Annotated in this window: 23 protein-coding genes; 3 read left to right on the top strand and 20 right to left on the bottom strand. The window is 63.2% G+C overall.

Features of this window, described 5'->3' with window-relative positions; genetic code table 11:
- Positions 1 to 786 (top strand): aldehyde dehydrogenase family protein (locus tag R3X27_RS13590; RefSeq protein WP_317709399.1); only part of this gene is annotated, 786 nt, incomplete at its 5' end.
- A gap of 400 nt (positions 787 to 1,186) precedes the next feature.
- Here R3X27_RS13590 and R3X27_RS13585 read toward each other — a convergent pair.
- Positions 1,187 to 2,425, bottom strand: coding sequence for a urate hydroxylase PuuD (locus tag R3X27_RS13585; RefSeq protein ID WP_317709398.1), 1,239 nt, complete (start codon positions 2,423 to 2,425; stop codon positions 1,187 to 1,189).
- A 221-nt stretch (positions 2,426 to 2,646) separates the two neighbouring features.
- Between R3X27_RS13585 and alc the strand changes: the two genes are divergently transcribed.
- Positions 2,647 to 3,657: an allantoicase gene (gene alc / locus R3X27_RS13580; protein ID WP_317709397.1), complete on the top strand. Its 1,011-nt coding sequence runs from the start codon at positions 2,647 to 2,649 to the stop codon at positions 3,655 to 3,657.
- A 7-nt stretch (positions 3,658 to 3,664) separates the two neighbouring features.
- Here alc and R3X27_RS13575 read toward each other — a convergent pair whose 3' ends face one another.
- The 7 genes from R3X27_RS13575 to R3X27_RS13545 all read right to left on the bottom strand — a co-directional run bounded on the left by R3X27_RS13575 (position 3,665) and on the right by R3X27_RS13545 (position 10,393).
- Entirely contained in the window at positions 3,665 to 4,369 is a 705-nt protein-coding gene (locus R3X27_RS13575) for a phytochelatin synthase family protein (RefSeq protein WP_317709396.1), read from the bottom strand.
- Positions 4,370 to 4,497: 128 nt separating this feature from the next.
- On the bottom strand, positions 4,498 to 5,457 hold the full coding sequence (locus R3X27_RS13570; RefSeq protein WP_317709395.1) for a hypothetical protein: 960 nt from the start codon (positions 5,455 to 5,457) through the stop codon (positions 4,498 to 4,500).
- 97 nt (positions 5,458 to 5,554) lie between these two features.
- Positions 5,555 to 5,809 carry a cytochrome c gene (locus R3X27_RS13565; RefSeq protein WP_317709394.1) on the bottom strand — a complete coding sequence of 85 codons (255 nt, stop codon included), beginning with the start codon at positions 5,807 to 5,809 and terminating at the stop codon, positions 5,555 to 5,557.
- A 115-nt stretch (positions 5,810 to 5,924) separates the two neighbouring features.
- On the bottom strand, positions 5,925 to 7,280 hold the full coding sequence (gene secY, locus R3X27_RS13560) for a preprotein translocase subunit SecY (protein ID WP_317709393.1): 1,356 nt from the start codon (positions 7,278 to 7,280) through the stop codon (positions 5,925 to 5,927).
- A 101-nt stretch (positions 7,281 to 7,381) separates the two neighbouring features.
- Positions 7,382 to 7,855, bottom strand: coding sequence for a 50S ribosomal protein L15 (gene rplO, locus R3X27_RS13555; RefSeq protein ID WP_317709392.1), 474 nt, complete (start codon positions 7,853 to 7,855; stop codon positions 7,382 to 7,384).
- 137 nt (positions 7,856 to 7,992) lie between these two features.
- Complete coding sequence (locus R3X27_RS13550; RefSeq protein ID WP_317709391.1) at positions 7,993 to 8,559, bottom strand: hypothetical protein; 567 nt, start codon at positions 8,557 to 8,559, stop codon at positions 7,993 to 7,995.
- The gene (locus R3X27_RS13545) at positions 8,546 to 10,393 is read right to left on the bottom strand and encodes a glycerophosphodiester phosphodiesterase family protein (RefSeq protein WP_317709390.1); all 1,848 of its coding nucleotides are present in this window, start codon (positions 10,391 to 10,393) and stop codon (positions 8,546 to 8,548) included. Before R3X27_RS13545 ends, R3X27_RS13550 begins: the two co-directional genes overlap by 14 nt.
- Positions 10,394 to 10,548: 155 nt before the next feature.
- Between R3X27_RS13545 and R3X27_RS13540 the strand changes: the two genes are divergently transcribed.
- Positions 10,549 to 10,719: a hypothetical protein gene (locus tag R3X27_RS13540; protein ID WP_317709389.1), complete on the top strand. Its 171-nt coding sequence runs from the start codon at positions 10,549 to 10,551 to the stop codon at positions 10,717 to 10,719.
- A gap of 160 nt (positions 10,720 to 10,879) precedes the next feature.
- On the opposite strand, the gene rpmD is transcribed toward R3X27_RS13540, so the two are convergent.
- The 12 genes from rpmD to R3X27_RS13480 form a co-directional block, all read right to left on the bottom strand.
- Positions 10,880 to 11,065, bottom strand: a complete 186-nt coding sequence (gene rpmD, locus R3X27_RS13535; RefSeq protein WP_068315515.1) for a 50S ribosomal protein L30 — start codon at positions 11,063 to 11,065, stop codon at positions 10,880 to 10,882.
- 13 nt (positions 11,066 to 11,078) lie between these two features.
- The gene (gene rpsE / locus R3X27_RS13530) at positions 11,079 to 11,672 is read right to left on the bottom strand and encodes a 30S ribosomal protein S5 (RefSeq protein ID WP_317709388.1); all 594 of its coding nucleotides are present in this window, start codon (positions 11,670 to 11,672) and stop codon (positions 11,079 to 11,081) included.
- Positions 11,673 to 11,783: 111 nt separating this feature from the next.
- Entirely contained in the window at positions 11,784 to 12,143 is a 360-nt protein-coding gene (rplR, locus tag R3X27_RS13525) for a 50S ribosomal protein L18 (RefSeq protein ID WP_317709387.1), read from the bottom strand.
- 11 nt (positions 12,144 to 12,154) lie between these two features.
- Positions 12,155 to 12,688 carry a 50S ribosomal protein L6 gene (gene rplF, locus R3X27_RS13520; RefSeq protein ID WP_317709386.1) on the bottom strand — a complete coding sequence of 178 codons (534 nt, stop codon included), beginning with the start codon at positions 12,686 to 12,688 and terminating at the stop codon, positions 12,155 to 12,157.
- An 11-nt stretch (positions 12,689 to 12,699) separates the two neighbouring features.
- Entirely contained in the window at positions 12,700 to 13,089 is a 390-nt protein-coding gene (gene rpsH, locus R3X27_RS13515) for a 30S ribosomal protein S8 (protein WP_317709385.1), read from the bottom strand.
- A 12-nt stretch (positions 13,090 to 13,101) separates the two neighbouring features.
- Positions 13,102 to 13,407 carry a 30S ribosomal protein S14 gene (rpsN, locus tag R3X27_RS13510; protein WP_317709384.1) on the bottom strand — a complete coding sequence of 102 codons (306 nt, stop codon included), beginning with the start codon at positions 13,405 to 13,407 and terminating at the stop codon, positions 13,102 to 13,104.
- Positions 13,408 to 13,419: 12 nt separating this feature from the next.
- On the bottom strand, positions 13,420 to 13,983 hold the full coding sequence (gene rplE, locus R3X27_RS13505) for a 50S ribosomal protein L5 (RefSeq protein ID WP_317709383.1): 564 nt from the start codon (positions 13,981 to 13,983) through the stop codon (positions 13,420 to 13,422).
- Positions 13,983 to 14,288, bottom strand: a complete 306-nt coding sequence (gene rplX, locus R3X27_RS13500) for a 50S ribosomal protein L24 (RefSeq protein WP_317709382.1) — start codon at positions 14,286 to 14,288, stop codon at positions 13,983 to 13,985. The genes rplE and rplX overlap by 1 nt, the downstream gene beginning before the upstream one ends.
- Before the next feature lies 1 nt (position 14,289).
- Positions 14,290 to 14,658, bottom strand: a complete 369-nt coding sequence (gene rplN, locus R3X27_RS13495; protein ID WP_317709381.1) for a 50S ribosomal protein L14 — start codon at positions 14,656 to 14,658, stop codon at positions 14,290 to 14,292.
- A 77-nt stretch (positions 14,659 to 14,735) separates the two neighbouring features.
- On the bottom strand, positions 14,736 to 14,966 hold the full coding sequence (gene rpsQ, locus R3X27_RS13490) for a 30S ribosomal protein S17 (RefSeq protein WP_317709380.1): 231 nt from the start codon (positions 14,964 to 14,966) through the stop codon (positions 14,736 to 14,738).
- 3 nt (positions 14,967 to 14,969) lie between these two features.
- Positions 14,970 to 15,176, bottom strand: coding sequence for a 50S ribosomal protein L29 (gene rpmC, locus R3X27_RS13485; RefSeq protein ID WP_106205274.1), 207 nt, complete (start codon positions 15,174 to 15,176; stop codon positions 14,970 to 14,972).
- A 441-nt stretch (positions 15,177 to 15,617) separates the two neighbouring features.
- Entirely contained in the window at positions 15,618 to 15,908 is a 291-nt protein-coding gene (locus tag R3X27_RS13480; protein ID WP_317709379.1) for a hypothetical protein, read from the bottom strand.
- Positions 15,909 to 16,025: the final 117 nt, after the last annotated feature.

Genomic DNA, 16,025 nt, shown 5'->3' with positions numbered 1-16,025 from the left:
GGCAAGCAGGCGCGGCCCGACTCGGGCTATTCCCGCACGATCTGGGGCGCAAAAGGCGCGCTTCTGGGGCATGTCGGCGAGGGCAACCGCAAGGATATCCGCAACGCGGTGGAAGCGGCCGGCAAGGCGTCTGGCTGGGCGAAATCCACCGGCCACCTGCGCGCGCAGATCCTCTTCTACATCGCCGAGAACCTCTCTGCCCGCGCCGCCGAATTCGCCGCCCGGATCGACGCCATGACCGGTGGGACAGAGGGCGCCGAGGAAGTCGAATCCGCCATCGACCTGCTCTTTACCCATGCAGCCTGGGCGGACAAGCATGACGGCGCCGCCAAAGGCGTGCCGATGCGTGGCCTCGCCGTGGCGGTGAACGAACCGCTCGGCGTGATCGGCGCCATCTGCCCGCCAGAGACGCCGCTCCTCGGCCTCATCGCCGCCATGGCCCCGGCCATCGCCATGGGCAACCGGATCGTGCTCGTGCCGTCCGAAGCCTTCCCGCTGGCCGCGACCGATTTCTACCAGGTGCTGGAGACCTCCGATGTCCCCGCCGGCGTGGTCAACATCGTTACCGGCGCACAAGCCGCCCTTTCGGCCGATATCGCCTCGCATCTCGATGTGGACGCGGTCTGGAACTTCTCGACCCAGGCACTGGACGCGGCAATCGAGATGGCCGCAGCCGGCAATCTCAAACGGACATGGTCTGCGGGGATGGGCGCGGCGTTGACCGGACGAGACGTGCTGTCCCAAGCAACGGAGATCAAGACGATCTGGGTGCCTTACGGCGAGTGAAGCCCGCGGAAGAGGTTGGTTTCGAGCCGATTGTGGCTATTGGACCGGCAAAAGCACCGATGACAGCCGACCACCTGACCGCTGAGGTCCTGCATTAACCTTAACTTCGGTTAAGGTTAATGCACGGAACCAGAGTCGGAGAAGACGTCCGATGTGATTCCCAGTTCACGAAACGCCGCCTATGAACTTGGGGAATGTCTGCTGCCTGGCACGGGATCGAGGCCAAAGGTCCCCGTGCCAGCGCCGGACCGCCCCGGCGGGCTGGCGCTTTGCCACCCGCGCGCAAAGCGCTGTCCTGTTTCGGGCTTGGCAGGCATTACGTGCATCATTCGGATGTTGTTGCGCCACCCCGCGGTCCACCGCTGGCACGGCTCCCGTTGCGCTCGATGGCGACCTCTGCCTAGCCCTTTACTGCCGCGCGATACCACCGCACCAGCGCCGCCCGATCCGCTGCCTCCATGTAATTCGCCACGCCCGGCGGCATGGCATGGGTCACGCCCGCCTGCAGGTAGATCTCTTGAGCATGGCGCGCCACATCACTCTCGGTCACAAGCTTGACCCCCTTGGGCGGGACGCCAAGACCCTCCCATGACGGCTCCGGCGCGTGGCACATCGAGCAATTGTTCATCACCACCTCGACAGCCTCGCCAAACCCCTCGGCGGCGGCGTAGCGCTGCTGCACGGGCGTCAGCGCCTCCTCCTCCCAGCCCTCATCCTCGCCATAGAGCGGCGCCATGGAGAGCGCCACGATGGCCGCGAAGAGCAGCAGGGTCGCGCCCCAGGTCCAGAGCGGCCCCTTCTTCGGCCAGGGCGAGGCATGCAGGGAGTTGAAGTAATGCCGGATCGTTACCCCCATCAGGAAGACGAGGCTGGCAATCAGCCAGTTCCACTCGCTCGCAAAGGCCAGCGGGTAATGGTTCGACAGCATCAGGAAGATGACCGGCAGGGTCAGGTAGTTGTTATGGGTCGAGCGCTGCTTGGCGATACGCCCGTATTTCGCATCCGGCACCCGGCCCGCCTTCAGATCCCCGACCACGATCTTCTGGTTCGGGATGATGATGACGAACACGTTGGCCGACATGATCGTCGCCGTGAAAGCGCCCAGATGCAGCAGCGCCGCACGCCCGGAGAAGATCTGCGCATATCCCCAGGCCATGACCACAAGGATCACGTAAAGCAGGAGCATCAGCTTGGTATTGTCCTCCCCGAAGGAAGACTTGCAGATCCGGTCATAGGCCAGCCACCCCAATGACAGCGAGGCCATGGAGATCAGGATCGCCAGCCAGATCGGCAGATCGAGCACCTGCGGGTCCACGAGATAAAGATCCGCGCCGAGATAATAGACCAGCACCAGCATGACGAACCCCGTCATCCAGGTCGCGTAGCTCTCCCATTTGAACCAGACGAGATGATCCGGCAGCCGCTCCGGCGCCACGAGATATTTCTGGATATGGTAGAACCCGCCGCCGTGAACCTGCCATTCCTCGCCATAAGCCCCCGGCGGCAGGTCCGCCTCCTTGCGCAAGCCGAGATCCAACGCGATGAAATAGAAGGACGACCCGATCCAGGCGATGGCCGTGATCACATGTGTCCAGCGCGCGGCAAATTCCGCCCAGGCCCAGAGGATAGTCATGTCCATCGATCGTCTCCCATTCGCTTGCCCCCGACGTTCCCGCAATCGCCGCAAGAGATCAATTCGAAAGCCGGGGCACCGGGCGGGCTTGCCGTGGCTTGCCTGCTTCGATTAGGAATTGTGCAACCTCCGGCTGATGCCTGCGAAAAACGCAGCACTTGGCCGGATTGGCGCCGTCCGGGCGCTTTGCCTGATGCGCTCCCCGCCAATTTGCCGAAAGTAGCCGAATGCCCACAATCGACTCCATGAACCCCGACATCCCCCTCTTCGCCCGCACGGGCATCAACCTCGCCTCCGCCGGTCTCGGCGCCGAGGCCATTTCCTCTTCGGACGAGTTTTTCGCCCCGCTGGAGCGGATGTTGCACGATCCCGAGCCGGTCTTCATCCCCGGCAAGTTCGACGATCACGGCAAGTGGATGGATGGCTGGGAGACCCGCCGGCGGCGCGGTGGTGGCCATGACCACGCGGTGATCAAGCTCGCCGCGCCCGGGCGCATCCTCGGCTTCGATGTCGACACCCGCCATTTCACCGGCAACAACGCCCCTGCCTGCCGGATCGAGGCGGCTCATACAGACACGGTGACCGACGAGACAAGCTGGGCCGAAATCCTGCCCCACAAGGCACTCGGCCCCGACAGCCAGCATTACTTCCGCTGCGAGAGTTTCGAGAGCTGGACCCATCTGCGCATCCATATCTATCCCGACGGCGGCGTCGCCCGGCTGCGGGTCTTCGGCGTGCCCGAGCTGGACGCGACCGGCAATGGCGAGGAGATCGACCTCGCCGCCGCACTCAATGGCGGGCGCATTCTGGCGATGTCGGACGCCCATTACGGCGACTACATGCGCCTGCTCGCGCCGGGCCGCGGCATCGACATGGGCGATGGCTGGGAAACCCGGCGGCGGCGCGAACCCGGCTATGACTGGATGGTCATCGCGCTCGGCGCCCGCGGGAAGATCGACGGCGTGCAGGTCGACACGGCGCATTTCAAGGGCAACTTCCCGGATCGTTGCTCGCTTCAAGCCGCCGACCTGCAGAGCTTCGGCGACGGGCTGACACAGGCGCTGGTGACCGACTCGATGTTCTGGAAGACGGTCCTGCCGGAGGTACATCTGAACGCCGACTCGATTCACGACTTCCGCGACGTGCTGGAGGATCTCGGCCCGGTGACCCATATCCGCTTCAATATCTTCCCCGATGGCGGGGTCAGCCGGCTGCGAATCCTAGGCCGCCCCGCCTGAGCGCCGCCTATCGGGACACCAGCAGATAGCCGCGCGAGCGGTTGTCATTGTCGGAATCGGGCGTGTTCATCGCGTCATAGAGCGTTGCGGCATCGACCCAGACCGGCGGGTATTTGTAACGGGAGACATCGAGGATCAGGAACCGGTCGCTATCCGCGTCATAGGCTCCCAGCGGCGAGATATGCCCGCCACGCTCCTGCCCGATCCCGGCGCGCAGGTAATTGACCAGAACGAAGCTCTCGCCATCCTCGAGGCTGGCCACCGCGGCGCTGCGAAACGCGTCCAACGTGGTCTCCTCGGCGTGGTGTGCCTCCGCCGCAACCGCATGGGCGCCGAACATGCCCGCAAGCTCGTCCAGCGTCAGCCCGCCCCGCTCGATCCGGGCCCGCGGCTTCACCGCCTCGGTCTCGGCGGTGAACACATTCTCCTGATCGAACAGGCCAAGCCCGAGCGTCATGTCCGATTTCGGCCGGTCCACCTCCATCGCATTCAGCACCATGGCAATGCTCGCCGGCCCGCAAAAGGCGGGATGGACCTGGTTGGTGAAATGGATGCCGAGGTCGAAGTAATCGGCATTGGCCTCCGAGGAGAGCAACATCTGCCCGCCCTCGGCGCTGTTGAGCGGAATGAGGCTCTGCGGCAATGGCAGGGTCTCGGCACCGGCCGGCACGGCAAAAAACAGGGCAAAAAGGCTGGGAACAAACGGTCTCATGGCAATCCTCGCGCGTGAATGTGCAGTCATCAACGTCTTCGCAGCATCCCGCAAGGGTACAGACCGGCAAGGATTCGGGCAAATCGGGCGCCCCCGGATTGCGGGAGCGCCCGGGCAATCCGGTCAGGTCACTCCGTCCAGGCAATCGGCTGGGCCGGGTTGATCAACGGCTGGACCGCGAAGGGAAAGGCCTCATTGGGGCGGACATGAACCTCGACGGCATGCATGTTCGCCGATCCGAAGGTCTCCAGTGCCATGATGGTCGGCGCCTTTTTCGGGAAGGGACGGAACATGCGGAACGTGTGGCTGTCGCCATACATCAGCAGCACCGGCTTGTTGAAAGCGTTGGCCTCGGCCCAAAGCGCCTCGGCGAAAGCCTTGAAGCCGGAATGGCGCAGATACCCTTCCGCATCCCAGGGCAGGTTGAAATCGAACTCGAACATGTCGGCATGGATCGCCAGCACGACCGCCTTCGCCTCGCTCTGCGCCGCCACGGCGAAGCTCTCCTTGAGCCACGCGATATTGGCCGCGTCCCGGGCCAGGAACTCCTCGACAGCCGCAATGTCGCGCGGCTCGAAATTGTTGTTCGACCCGACGACATGGGTGGCCACGAACAGCACGCCGTTCATCTCCATCCGCGTGTTCTCCGGATAGCCCGCCTCGGCCATGCTCTCGACCGGCGCCGGGCTTTTGCCGAAGCTGGTGGCGGGATCGGCGAAATAGGCGGACCGGATATAGTCGAGACGCTCCAGCGGGTCGAACTCCCCGGCCTTGGCGCGGTGACAATCGGTCCATTCATTGTCACCCAGCGAATAGAGTGTCGGCGCGTCGAAGCTGTTGAGATAGCCAAGCTGCGCATCGAGCATCGCGTCGTCACACAGGGTCGAACCGGACTTGGTGTCGCCGACATGGACAACGAGCTCCGGCGCGCGGGCATTGATTGCCCCGATCAGCGTCTCGAACGGCGCGAACACGGTCTCCGGCTTGCCATAGGGCACATCGCCCAGCAGCACGAAATTGAAATCCTCGGCCTGGACGGCAGAGGCGCCGACAAGCAATGCGGCCGAGGCCAGCAGGGTCTTGATCATGGGAACTTCCTGAGTTTTCGGAATCGAAACGCCGCCTGAATGCACCTCTTGCGTGACGCTGGGCCGTAGCTCGCATGACACTCCGATGACGTTTTCCCTATCGCCCCGCCGAAAGGAACGCCGCGATGGCCTCCACCTCCGCCTGTGGCAGCTGAAGATCCCGCATCTCCTCGATCTCGCGCAGGGCGGTCTCGATCTCCCGCAAATCCTTGCCAGGAATGTCGATCCCGGGAGCGGCTTCCGCGCCGCCATGGCAAGCCGCGCAGATCCGGCTGTACAACCTATCACCGGTCTCCGCAGGGACGGGACCGGCCAGCAAGAGGGCTGTGAGAATGAGAGCGTATCGGGACACGACGACCTCCATCGGACGATGCCCCCGCACTAGCGCGGCTTCATGACCGACAGGTGTCACCTGAACGAAAACGGGCGCCCGAAGGCGCCCGTTCATCAATTGTCTGTCAGCCGGTTCAGCGGCGCGACGGCCCCTTGCGGGTGCGTTTCTTGCCGCGCAGGTTCGATTTCTCGATCAGGCCTTCATATTGATGCGCCAGAAGATGCGACTGGACCTGCTGGATCGTGTCCATCGTCACCGAGACAACAATAAGCACCGAGGTGCCGCCGAAATAGAAGGGGATCGAGAGCTGGTTGCGCAGGATCTCCGGCAAGAGCGCCACCAGCGCCAGGTACCCGGAGCCGAGCGCCAACACGCGGACCACGACATATTCAAGATATTCCGCCGTCTTCTTGCCCGGACGGATGCCGGGAACGAAGCCGTTCTGGTTCTTCAGGTTGTCGGCGACATCATCCACCTTGAACGACACGTTGAGCGTGTAGAAATAGGTGAAGAAGATGATCATCGAGGCGAAGAACAGCAGGTAGAGCGGCTGTCCGGGGCCGAAATAGGCGAGGACCGTCGACATGACCGGGCCGGTATTGCCGCCCGAGAAGGTCGCGATCGTCGTCGGCAGAAGCAGCAGCGACGAGGCGAAGATCGCCGGGATAACACCCGCCGGGTTCACCTTGACGGGCAGATGCGAGGAACCGCCGTCATAGACCTTCATGCCGACCTGCCGGCGTGGATACTGGATGTGGATCTTGCGAAGCGCCCGCTCCATGAAGACCACGAAGGCGACGAGCCCGATCATCATCAGCAGGATGCCGATGATCACGACCGGCGAAATGGCGCCGGAGCGGCCAGAGGCGAGGAATTGCGCCAGAGCGGCGGGAACCTCGGCGATGATGCCGACGAAGATGATGAGCGAGATACCGTTGCCGACGCCGCGCGCGGTGATCTGCTCGCCCAGCCACATCAGGAACATCGTGCCGCCGACCAGCGTGATCAGCACGGCTGCGCGGAAGAACCAGCCCGGATCATGCGCAAGCCCGCCGGATTCGAGGCTGACCGCGAGGCCATAGGCCTGGAAGGTCGCCAGGAAGACGGTGCCGTAGCGCGTCATCTGGTTGATCTTCTTGCGCCCTTGCTCGCCCTCTTTCTTCAGCTGCTCGAGCTGCGGCACCATCGAGCTGAGGAGCTGGATGATGATCGAGGCCGAGATATAGGGCATGATGCCGAGGGCGAAGATGCCCATCCGCCCAAGCGCGCCGCCGGTGAACATGGTCAGGATGCCGCCGATCCCGGCGGAGGCCTGCTCCATGAAGTCGCGGAGCGCCTGTCCGTCGATGCCGGGGACGGGAATATAGGTCCCGAGCCGGTAGACGATCAGAAGCCCGACGGTGAAGAAGATGCGCTGGCGGAGCTCGGTCGCTTTGCCAAGCGCACCCCAGCTCATGTTCGCCGCCATTTGCTCTGCTGCAGATGCCATTCGCGGTCTCTCTCAAGGAATGCGCCGCCGGACCGTCTTCCGGTCGGCGGCGCTGGAAAACTGAAGGTTAAGTAAGGGGCATCGTCGCCCCTCACAACCTCTTATTCGGCCGCTGCCGCCTTCGTGACGGCCAGCGAGCCGCCAGCCTTCTCGACGATCTCGACAGCCGCCTTGGAGGCGCCGGTGACCTGCAGGTCGACCTTTGCGGAAAACTCGCCCTTGGCGAGGACCCGGATACCGTCGAGCTTGCGGCGCACCAGACCGGAGGCGATGAGCACGTCCTCGGTCACGGGCGCGGAGATGTCGATCTTGCCGGCATCGATGAATTTCTGAAGGATGCCAAGGTTCACAACGGCCCAGGACTTGCGGTTCGGCTTGTTGAAGCCACGCTTCGGCAGGCGCATATAGAGCGGCATCTGGCCGCCTTCATAGCCGTTCAGAGCCACACCCGAGCGGGATTTCTGACCCTTGATACCGCGTCCGGCGGTCTTGCCCTTGCCAGAGCCGACACCACGCGCAACGCGCTTTTTCGAGGGGGTAGAGCCCGCGGCGGGGCTGAGTTCGTGCAGTTTCATGTCGCTTCTCCTTGCCGGATGCGGCCCCCAGCGACGGGAGCGGCCGAACACGGCATTTCTTGTTGGTTGAGTCGGGTCCATGCAGGACCACCGGGCGCGTTTACACGCCCGCCGTCCTCGTTTCAAGGGGGATGGCCCTATTCCCCGGGCTTTTGCCAGCACTGGGGATAGCCGTATCCCCACCGCCAGGGCAGCCCGGTGCAAGGCCCGCCCCCGAGACGCACCGCCTGGTACATGGCGACCGCGATGGCCGAATAGGCAAGCCGCACCTGTTCCTCGCTCAGGTCGTATTCCGTCCGGAGAATCTCGTCCTGTGGGCTGGAGGTCGCCTCGACGCAGCTTTGCAACACGCCATCGGCTTCCAGACGCGCGTCGAAACTCGCCTCTGCAGTCGGGTCCGCGCCGGCGTCGTGATAGGCCCGGTCATGTGTCACGCAGCAAGCTTCCCAGGGCGGGTGCCCGCCCAGAGCCTCGTCGAAGTCGGGATAGCGCTCGGCCATGAAGGACCAGAGACTCGACATCCCGCCGCTGCACCCATCGGTCGTGAAGGCGTTCAACTCGGTGCCCGGTGCCAGCCGGAGGTCCTCCAGCCATCGGTGAGACGGCAGTTCCACGGCGCGCGAGAGCTGCGTCTCCCAGCTTTCCGCCGTGGCCGTCCCAGCCGACAAGAGACCGAGGATCAGCAGGACCTTACGGAGAACCATCGCGATACACCTTGTCTGTCGCCACGAGGCCAAGCTGGCTTCCAAGCGCCAACACGACCCGCTCCAGCGTGCCAAGATCGGCCCGCTGCGCGATCACCTCCCGCGCCAGCGCGGGTTCATCCGTGATCAGCCCGTTGACGCCAAGGCTGAGCATTTCCGACATGGCGAGCGGATCATTCACCGTCCAGACATGGACCTGCTTGCCCGCCTCCTGAGTCGAGCGCACCAGCCGATGAGTTACAAGCTCCTTGTTCATCGCGAGGAAATCCGCCTCCAGCTCCCAGGGCCGGCCAAGGGCAGCCGAGGCCAGCAGGCCCACCGACCAGTCCGGCCGCAGCGCCTTCATCTTCTGCACAGCCTCGTATTTCAGGCTCATGAGCTGGACCTGATCCTCCATCCCGGCAGCCTCGACCACCTCGGCGACACGCTGCTCCAGCTTCTCGTCATGGCCATAATATTTCAGCTCGATCAACACGCCGGAGCCGGTGTCGCGCGCCATCTCCAGCACTTCGCTGAGCAGGGGCACCCGTTCCGCCGCATAATCCGGTGCGAACCAGCTGCCAATATCGATCCCGGCCAACGTCTCCGCCGTCGCGTCCCAGACTTTCAGCGGATCTCCCGCCAGCTTCATGAAATCGCTGTCATGCGCGACGATCACCTCGCCCTCGGCGCTCTCCTGCACGTCCAGTTCGATCCAATCCGCCGCGTCCTCGATGGCCAGGGCAAAGGCGGACATGGTGTTTTCCGGACGCGCCCCGGCGGCGCCACGATGCGCGATCACCTCGACTTCGTCCTCTGTCCGAACGGAAGCGAGGTCCACCGCCGCAACCCCGGCAGCCACGGCCGCAACCAGCGATCCACCGACCAGGACCATCCGCAGACGGTGCCGGTCCTCCCGCGTTCCCTTATCCGGCTGGTCCGCACCGGGCCACCCCGCGCGCTCCATCAACAGGCAGGCCAGCGCGCCCGAGGTGGTGGACGTGACGAAAAGATTTACCAGCGACCAGACCGCCAGCACGATCAGGAACGCGGCGGCCAGCGCTTCCAGATCCGGCGCAAAACTATCGACCACCAGACCGGCCGCAAGGCGGGCAACCCCGAAGACAGCCGCCACGGCCAGCGCCGACACCGCCCCCCAGACAAGCAACGCGATCAGGAGATCCATCCGACGGCCCGTCACCGCGGCGCGGCTCGCAGCAAAGCTCCGCGCCGGATGCACGCCTTCAAACAGCACCAGCGGCAGGGCAAAGGCCCAGCCCAGCAGCGCCCAGACAAGCGCCGCGAGCATGATCGCCAGCGTCACCCCGATCACCACCACCGCTCGCAGGAATTCCGGCGGATGCTCGGTGAGGTAGTAGTTGATATCGAACTCGCCCAGCAATCTGGACGCGACCAGCGCAGCAATGGCGAGGAACGGCACCGTCAGCAGGACAATCCGCAACAGGAAGCGGATGGCGAAGCCGAGAATGGCCCGGAACCGCGGCAGGATATGGCCCACCCCCTCCTCGAAACGCCGCTCGCCCGTGCGCCGCGCATGCAGCGCAATGGCCATCATGAAGGCGATGTTGAGCACATAGCCGGTCAGGACGAGCCCGCCGGCAAAGAGCGCGGCGACGAACCCGATCGGGGAGAGAAGAAACATCGCGATGTCGAAATCCGACAGGGCGGGCTGGCCCGACAGCGCAATGGCCCCGCGCAAGGCAAGCGTGGTTATCGGCGCCAGTAGGGCAAGCACGAGAAAGCCGAAGACGAATCGGGACAAAACGAAGGGCCAGCGCAAACGCCAGGCGTCATGAAACGCATCCGAGACAGCGCGCATAGGCATATTGGTCATGGGTCGCCTCCAGTTGAGCCACGCAGGGAAGCTAGCCCTGCCCGGCGGCGAGGTCGATGCCGTCTGTGGAAGATTTGGCGAGAAACGTCCTTGATCTAAAGTCGGCTTGAGGAATTAGCGTCGCACAACATCCCGAATCCGCGAAAGGATATCCCATGTTGAAGCGCCTGTTCCGCCGACCGACCCATAACCTGGGCTCCGCCATCGACTCCGAAATTCTCTCGATCTGCCACGCCGAGCAGGTCGAGCGCCTCTCCCTCTCGCCGCATCTCCGGCGCGATCTCGGACTGGATTGCGGCTGCACCGGCCCGATGCGACACCGCTAAGGAAGGCCCCCCGCAGGAGACGGTTGCCTCGTTGAGTTGGGCAATCTGGCACGGCAACGCTTTGTGCGTCCAGCACCGCAGCGTTGTCCACCGGGCCAGCCCAAAGAAAAACGCCCCGGAGCCTGGCTCCGGGGCGTTTTCAAATCACTGGCGAAAAGGCTTATTCGCGCTCTTCGATGATCTCGACCAGATGCGGGATCTTGTTGACCATGCCGCGCACGGAGGGGGTATCCTCCAGCTCGCGGGTCTTGTGCATCTTGTTGAGGCCCAGCCCGATCAGCGTCTGGCGCTGGACGGCGGGGCGACGGATCGGGGACCCGATCTGCTTGACGACGATGGTTGCCATGTCTCGCTACTCCTTACGCTTCGGCCGGGGCTTCGGCGGCTTCGGCCGGAGCTTCGGCAGCAGGGGCCTCGTCCTTCTTCAGGATGTCGGCGACCTTCTTGCCACGACGCTGCGCGACCATGCGGGGGGAGGACTCTTTCTTGAGACCGTCCAGCGTGGCGCGGATCATGTTGTAGGGGTTCTGCGAGCCGATGGACTTGGCAACGACGTCGTGGATACCCAGCATCTCGAAGACGGCACGCATCGGGCCACCGGCGATGATACCAGTACCCTGCGGGGCGGTGCGCATCACGACACGACCGGCACCGTGACGACCTTCGACGTCGTGGTGCAGAGTGCGGCCTTCGCGCAGCGGCACACGGATCATCTGGCGCTTGGCTTGCTCGGTGGCCTTGCGGATGGCCTCGGGGACCTCCTTGGCCTTGCCCTTGCCGAAGCCGACACGGCCCTTCTGGTCGCCAACAACCACGAGCGCAGCAAAGCCGAAGCGCTTACCACCCTTGACGGTCTTGGAGACGCGGTTGATCGCAACAAGGCGATCGGCGAATTCCGGCGTTTCCTCACGGTCGCGACGGTTGCCCCGACGTTGGTTCGGTTCTCTTGCCATTCGGCATTCCTTTTCTCATGGCCATTTCGGCCGTGTTGTTACAATCCAGGTGGGCGCCGCCTGACGGCAGCGCCCCCGGATCATCGGGACGGCCAGAAGGCCGCCCACAGATCAGAACTTCAGTCCGCCTTCCCGCGCGGCTTCGGCCAGAGCCTTCACCTTGCCGTGGAAGAGGAAGCCGCCGCGGTCGAAATAGCACTCTTCGACACCGGCTGCCTTGGCACGCTCTGCAAGCGTGGCGCCCACCTTGCCGGCAGCCTCCACGTTGTTCTTGCCGACAACACCGAGATCCTTCTCCAGGGAGGAGGCCGCGGCCAGGGTCTTGCCCTGAACGTCGTCGATCAGCTGAGCGCTGATGTTCTTGCCCGAGCGGTGCACGGAAAGACGAAGCTTTCCGAGATTGCTCTTGCGAAGTTTGTTCCGGACGCGCAGGCGGCGCTTCAGGAACAGGGTCCGTTTGCTGTTTGCCATCTTTTTCGTCCTTACTTCTTCTTGCCTTCCTTGCGGAAGATGAACTCGCCAGCGTAGCGAATGCCCTTGCCCTTGTAGGGCTCCGGCTTGCGCCACTCGCGAATATTCGCGGCAACCTGACCGACGAGTTGCGGGTCAATGCCCTCAACGACGATCTGGGTCTGCTTCGGGCAGGTCACGGTGACGCCGGCCGGAACCGGAAATTCGACGTCATGCGACAGGCCAAGGTTCAACTTCAGCGAGTTGCCAGCCATCTGGGCGCGATAACCAACACCCTGGATTTCCAGCTCTTTCTTGAAGCCATCGGTGACGCCGGTGACCATGTTGCCGACCATCGTGCGGGACATGCCCCACTGCTGGCGGGCACGCTTGGACTTGCCGCGCGGCTCGACGGAAACGGTGCTGCCATCGATGGTGATGGTGACATCGTCGGTTGCGGTGAAGCTCAGGGTGCCTTTCGGCCCCTTCACTTCGATGGTCTGGCCGGAGAGGGACGCGGAAACGCCCGACGGCAGGTCGACCGGTTTCTTACCAATTCGAGACATACCAGTCCTCCTTAGAAGACGGTGCAGAGAACTTCGCCACCAACATTGTTGGTACGAGCCGCTGCATCCGACATCACGCCCTTGGACGTGGAGACGATGGAAACGCCAAGGCCCTGACGGACCGAGGGAATGTCACCAACCGACATGTACACACGACGACCGGGCTTCGAGACGCGCTTGAGCTCGCGAATGACCGGGGTGCCGTCAAAGTACTTGAGGCTGATCTCGATTTCGGGGTGCTGAGTATCTTCCACAGACTCGTAGCCACGGATGTAGCCCTCGTCGGCCAGCACATCCAGAACCCAGGCACGAAGCTTGGAGGCAGGGGTGCGAACCGTGGACTTGCCGCGCATTTGAGCGTTGCGGATGCGGGTCAGCATATCACCAAGAGGATCGTTCATTTTATCTCCTCCTTACCAGCTCGACTTGACCATGCCGGGGATCTTGCCTTCGGAGGCAAGGTCCCGCAGCGCGATCCGGCTCATCTTCAGCTTACGGTAGTAAGCCTTGGGACGGCCCGAGACCTGGCAACGGTTGTGCAGGCGGGTGGCCGAGGAATTGCGCGGCAGCTTGGCAAGCTTCAGCCGTGCCTTGAAACGCTCTTCCATCGGGAGGCTCTCATCATTCGCGATCTCTTTGAGCGCGACTCGCTTGGCGGCATATTTCGCCACCAGCGCTTCGCGCTTCTTCTCGCGCTCGAGCATTGCTTTCTTAGCCATAGGTCAGATCCCTCAGCTGTTGAACGGCATGTTGAAATGCTTCAACAGCGCCTTGGCTTCTGCATCCGACTTGGCGTTGGTGCAGATAACGATGTCCAGACCCCAGGCCTCATCGACCTTGTCGAAATCGATCTCGGGGAAGACGATGTGTTCCTTGAGCCCCATGGCATAGTTGCCACGCCCATCGAACGACTTGCCGGAGACGCCGCGGAAGTCGCGGACGCGCGGCAGCGCGATGGTGATCAGGCGATCGAGGAATTCGTACATCCGGTCACCGCGCAGGGTCACCTTGGCGCCCAGCGGCATGCCTTCACGCACGCGGAAGGTCGCGATGGACTTCTTGGCCTTGGTCACGACGGCCTGCTGACCGGCAATCGCGGTCAGATCGTCTGCAGCGCCCTTGGCTTTCTTGGTATCCTTGACGGATTCCGTACCGGCGCCGATGTTCAGGACGATCTTCTCCAGCTTCGGGATCATCATCTCGTTCTTGTACGAGAATTCTTCCTTCAGCGCGGCGCGGATCGTGTCCTTGTAGACGGCCTTGAGGCGCGGGGTGTAATCGGTAGCATCAAGCATCAGATCGCGTCTCCCGTGGTCTTGGCGAAGCGGACCTTCTTGCCGTCTTCCTCACGGAAGCCAACACGGGTCGCCTTGCCGTTGGCATCGACGAAAGCCAGGTTCGACAGGTCCACCGGCACTGCCTTGGCAATGCGGCCGCCCTGAGAATTCTGGGTCTGCTTGGTGTGACGCACCGAGATATTGATGCCGCCGACGACGGCCTTGCCAGCCTTCGGGTCGACTTTCTCGATCTCGCCAGTCTTGCCCTTGTCCTTGCCGGACAGAACGATGACGGTGTCACCTTTGCGGAGTTTGGCAGCCATCTTACAGCACCTCCGGGGCGAGCGAGATGATCTTCATGAAGTTCTTCGCGCGCAGCTCACGCACGACCGGGCCGAAGATACGGGTCCCGACGGGCTCACCGTTATTCCCGAGAATAACAGCAGCGTTGCGGTCGAAACGAATGGCGGTGCCATCCTCACGACGAACTTCCTTGGCGGTCCGGACGACGACGGCTTTGCGTACGTCACCCTTCTTCACACGGCCGCGCGGGATGGCTTCCTTGACCGACACCACGATGATGTCGCCCACGGATGCGTATTTCCGCTTCGAGCCGCCGAGGACCTTGATGCACTGAACCCGGCGAGCACCGGAGTTGTCAGCGACATCCAGATTAGTCTGCATCTGGATCATTAGGTTTCTCCCGACCTTTGGGGGATGTTCTTGCTCTTCCCCCCAGGGTTTCGATCAAACTGGACTATGTCCCGGCCTCAGGCCGAAATCACTTCCCAGCGCTTCGTCTTCGAGATCGGCGCGCATTCCTGGATGCGGACTTGATCGCCGGTCTTGAATTCGTTCTTCGCGTCATGGGCGCGATACTTCTTCGAAGACCGGATGGTCTTGTGCAGAAGCGGGTGCTTGTAGCGACGCTCGACGATGACCGTGACGGTCTGCTCGTTCTTGTCGCTGGTGACGGTGCCGGTCAGAATACGCTTGGGCATGGATTAAGCCTCCGCTGCGGCCGACGCCGCCTTTTCGTTCAGAACAGTCATCACACGCGCGATGTCACGGCGAACCTGACGGGTGCGTGCGGTGTTTTCCATAGCGCCGGTGGCCTGCTGAAAGCGCAGGTTGAAGGCTTCTTTCTTCAGATCGGTCAGTTTCTCGCGGAGCTGGTCCGGAGTCTGATCACGAAGTTCGGTGGCGTTCATCGCCATTTCCTTTCTCAAAACGCCAGTGAGCCCCTGGATTGCTCAGGGTCACTCGAGACCTGACGGATGATTAGACGTAAACACACACGAATCCCGTCGCCGGGAATCCGTGAGATGACGCTCTATAGTGGTGAGTCTGTGTGGGGGCAAGGAAAAAAGGGCTCATCGCGTGGGGCAAGGCACCCTCGGAACGAGATCAAGCCAAGAGCGCTGCGTCCACCATCTCTACCCTTGGCCCGGGCGACCAGCCCGGGCCGCGCCCGACCCTCCCCCCCGGGAGGGCGCTTTGGCGATGTCCTTCGCCGCACAACCGTCCGTCGGGGCTTTGGGATAAATCGCAAACCACAAGCGCCACGAAGCGCCCACCCAGGGTCGTGCGCGGCCCTCCGCACTTCGCTCCCAAAGCACGCATCCGCGATCCGGAAATCCGCCTCCAGGTCGTCAACGACAGCTCTCGCAGGCCGAATACCCATGCTCGGCAATGGCCTCTGCCTCTTCCCGCCCCGACAGCTTGACCAGCCGGCCGCCGGGCAGCTTCGCGACATACGCACCGCTTTGCTTGTGCCGGACAACGTCGATATGCGCCCCCGCGGCCTCATTGAGGAAGCGGTCAACCCGCGCCCTGAACGCTTCGGAGGAATAGGCATAGACAAGAAGGAACAGGAGCCCGACACAGCCCACGACGGTCACCATGACCGTAGGCCTTTGCCGCGACCGGTCGTCCCAAAGCATCGCCGCTCCTCTCTCCAGCCAGAACACCCGACGCAACTCTACCAAATCTGTCGAGACATGCCCAACGTCCTCGGCGGCGGGACAAAAGGGCGACCAGCCCGGGCCGTCTATTTCAAT

The organism is Tropicimonas sp. TH_r6, from assembly GCF_033101155.1.
Classification (GTDB): Bacteria; Pseudomonadota; Alphaproteobacteria; order Rhodobacterales; family Rhodobacteraceae; genus Tropicimonas.
The sequence above is the reverse complement of the archived record's forward strand: the minus strand, read 5'-3'. Positions and strand labels throughout refer to the sequence as shown.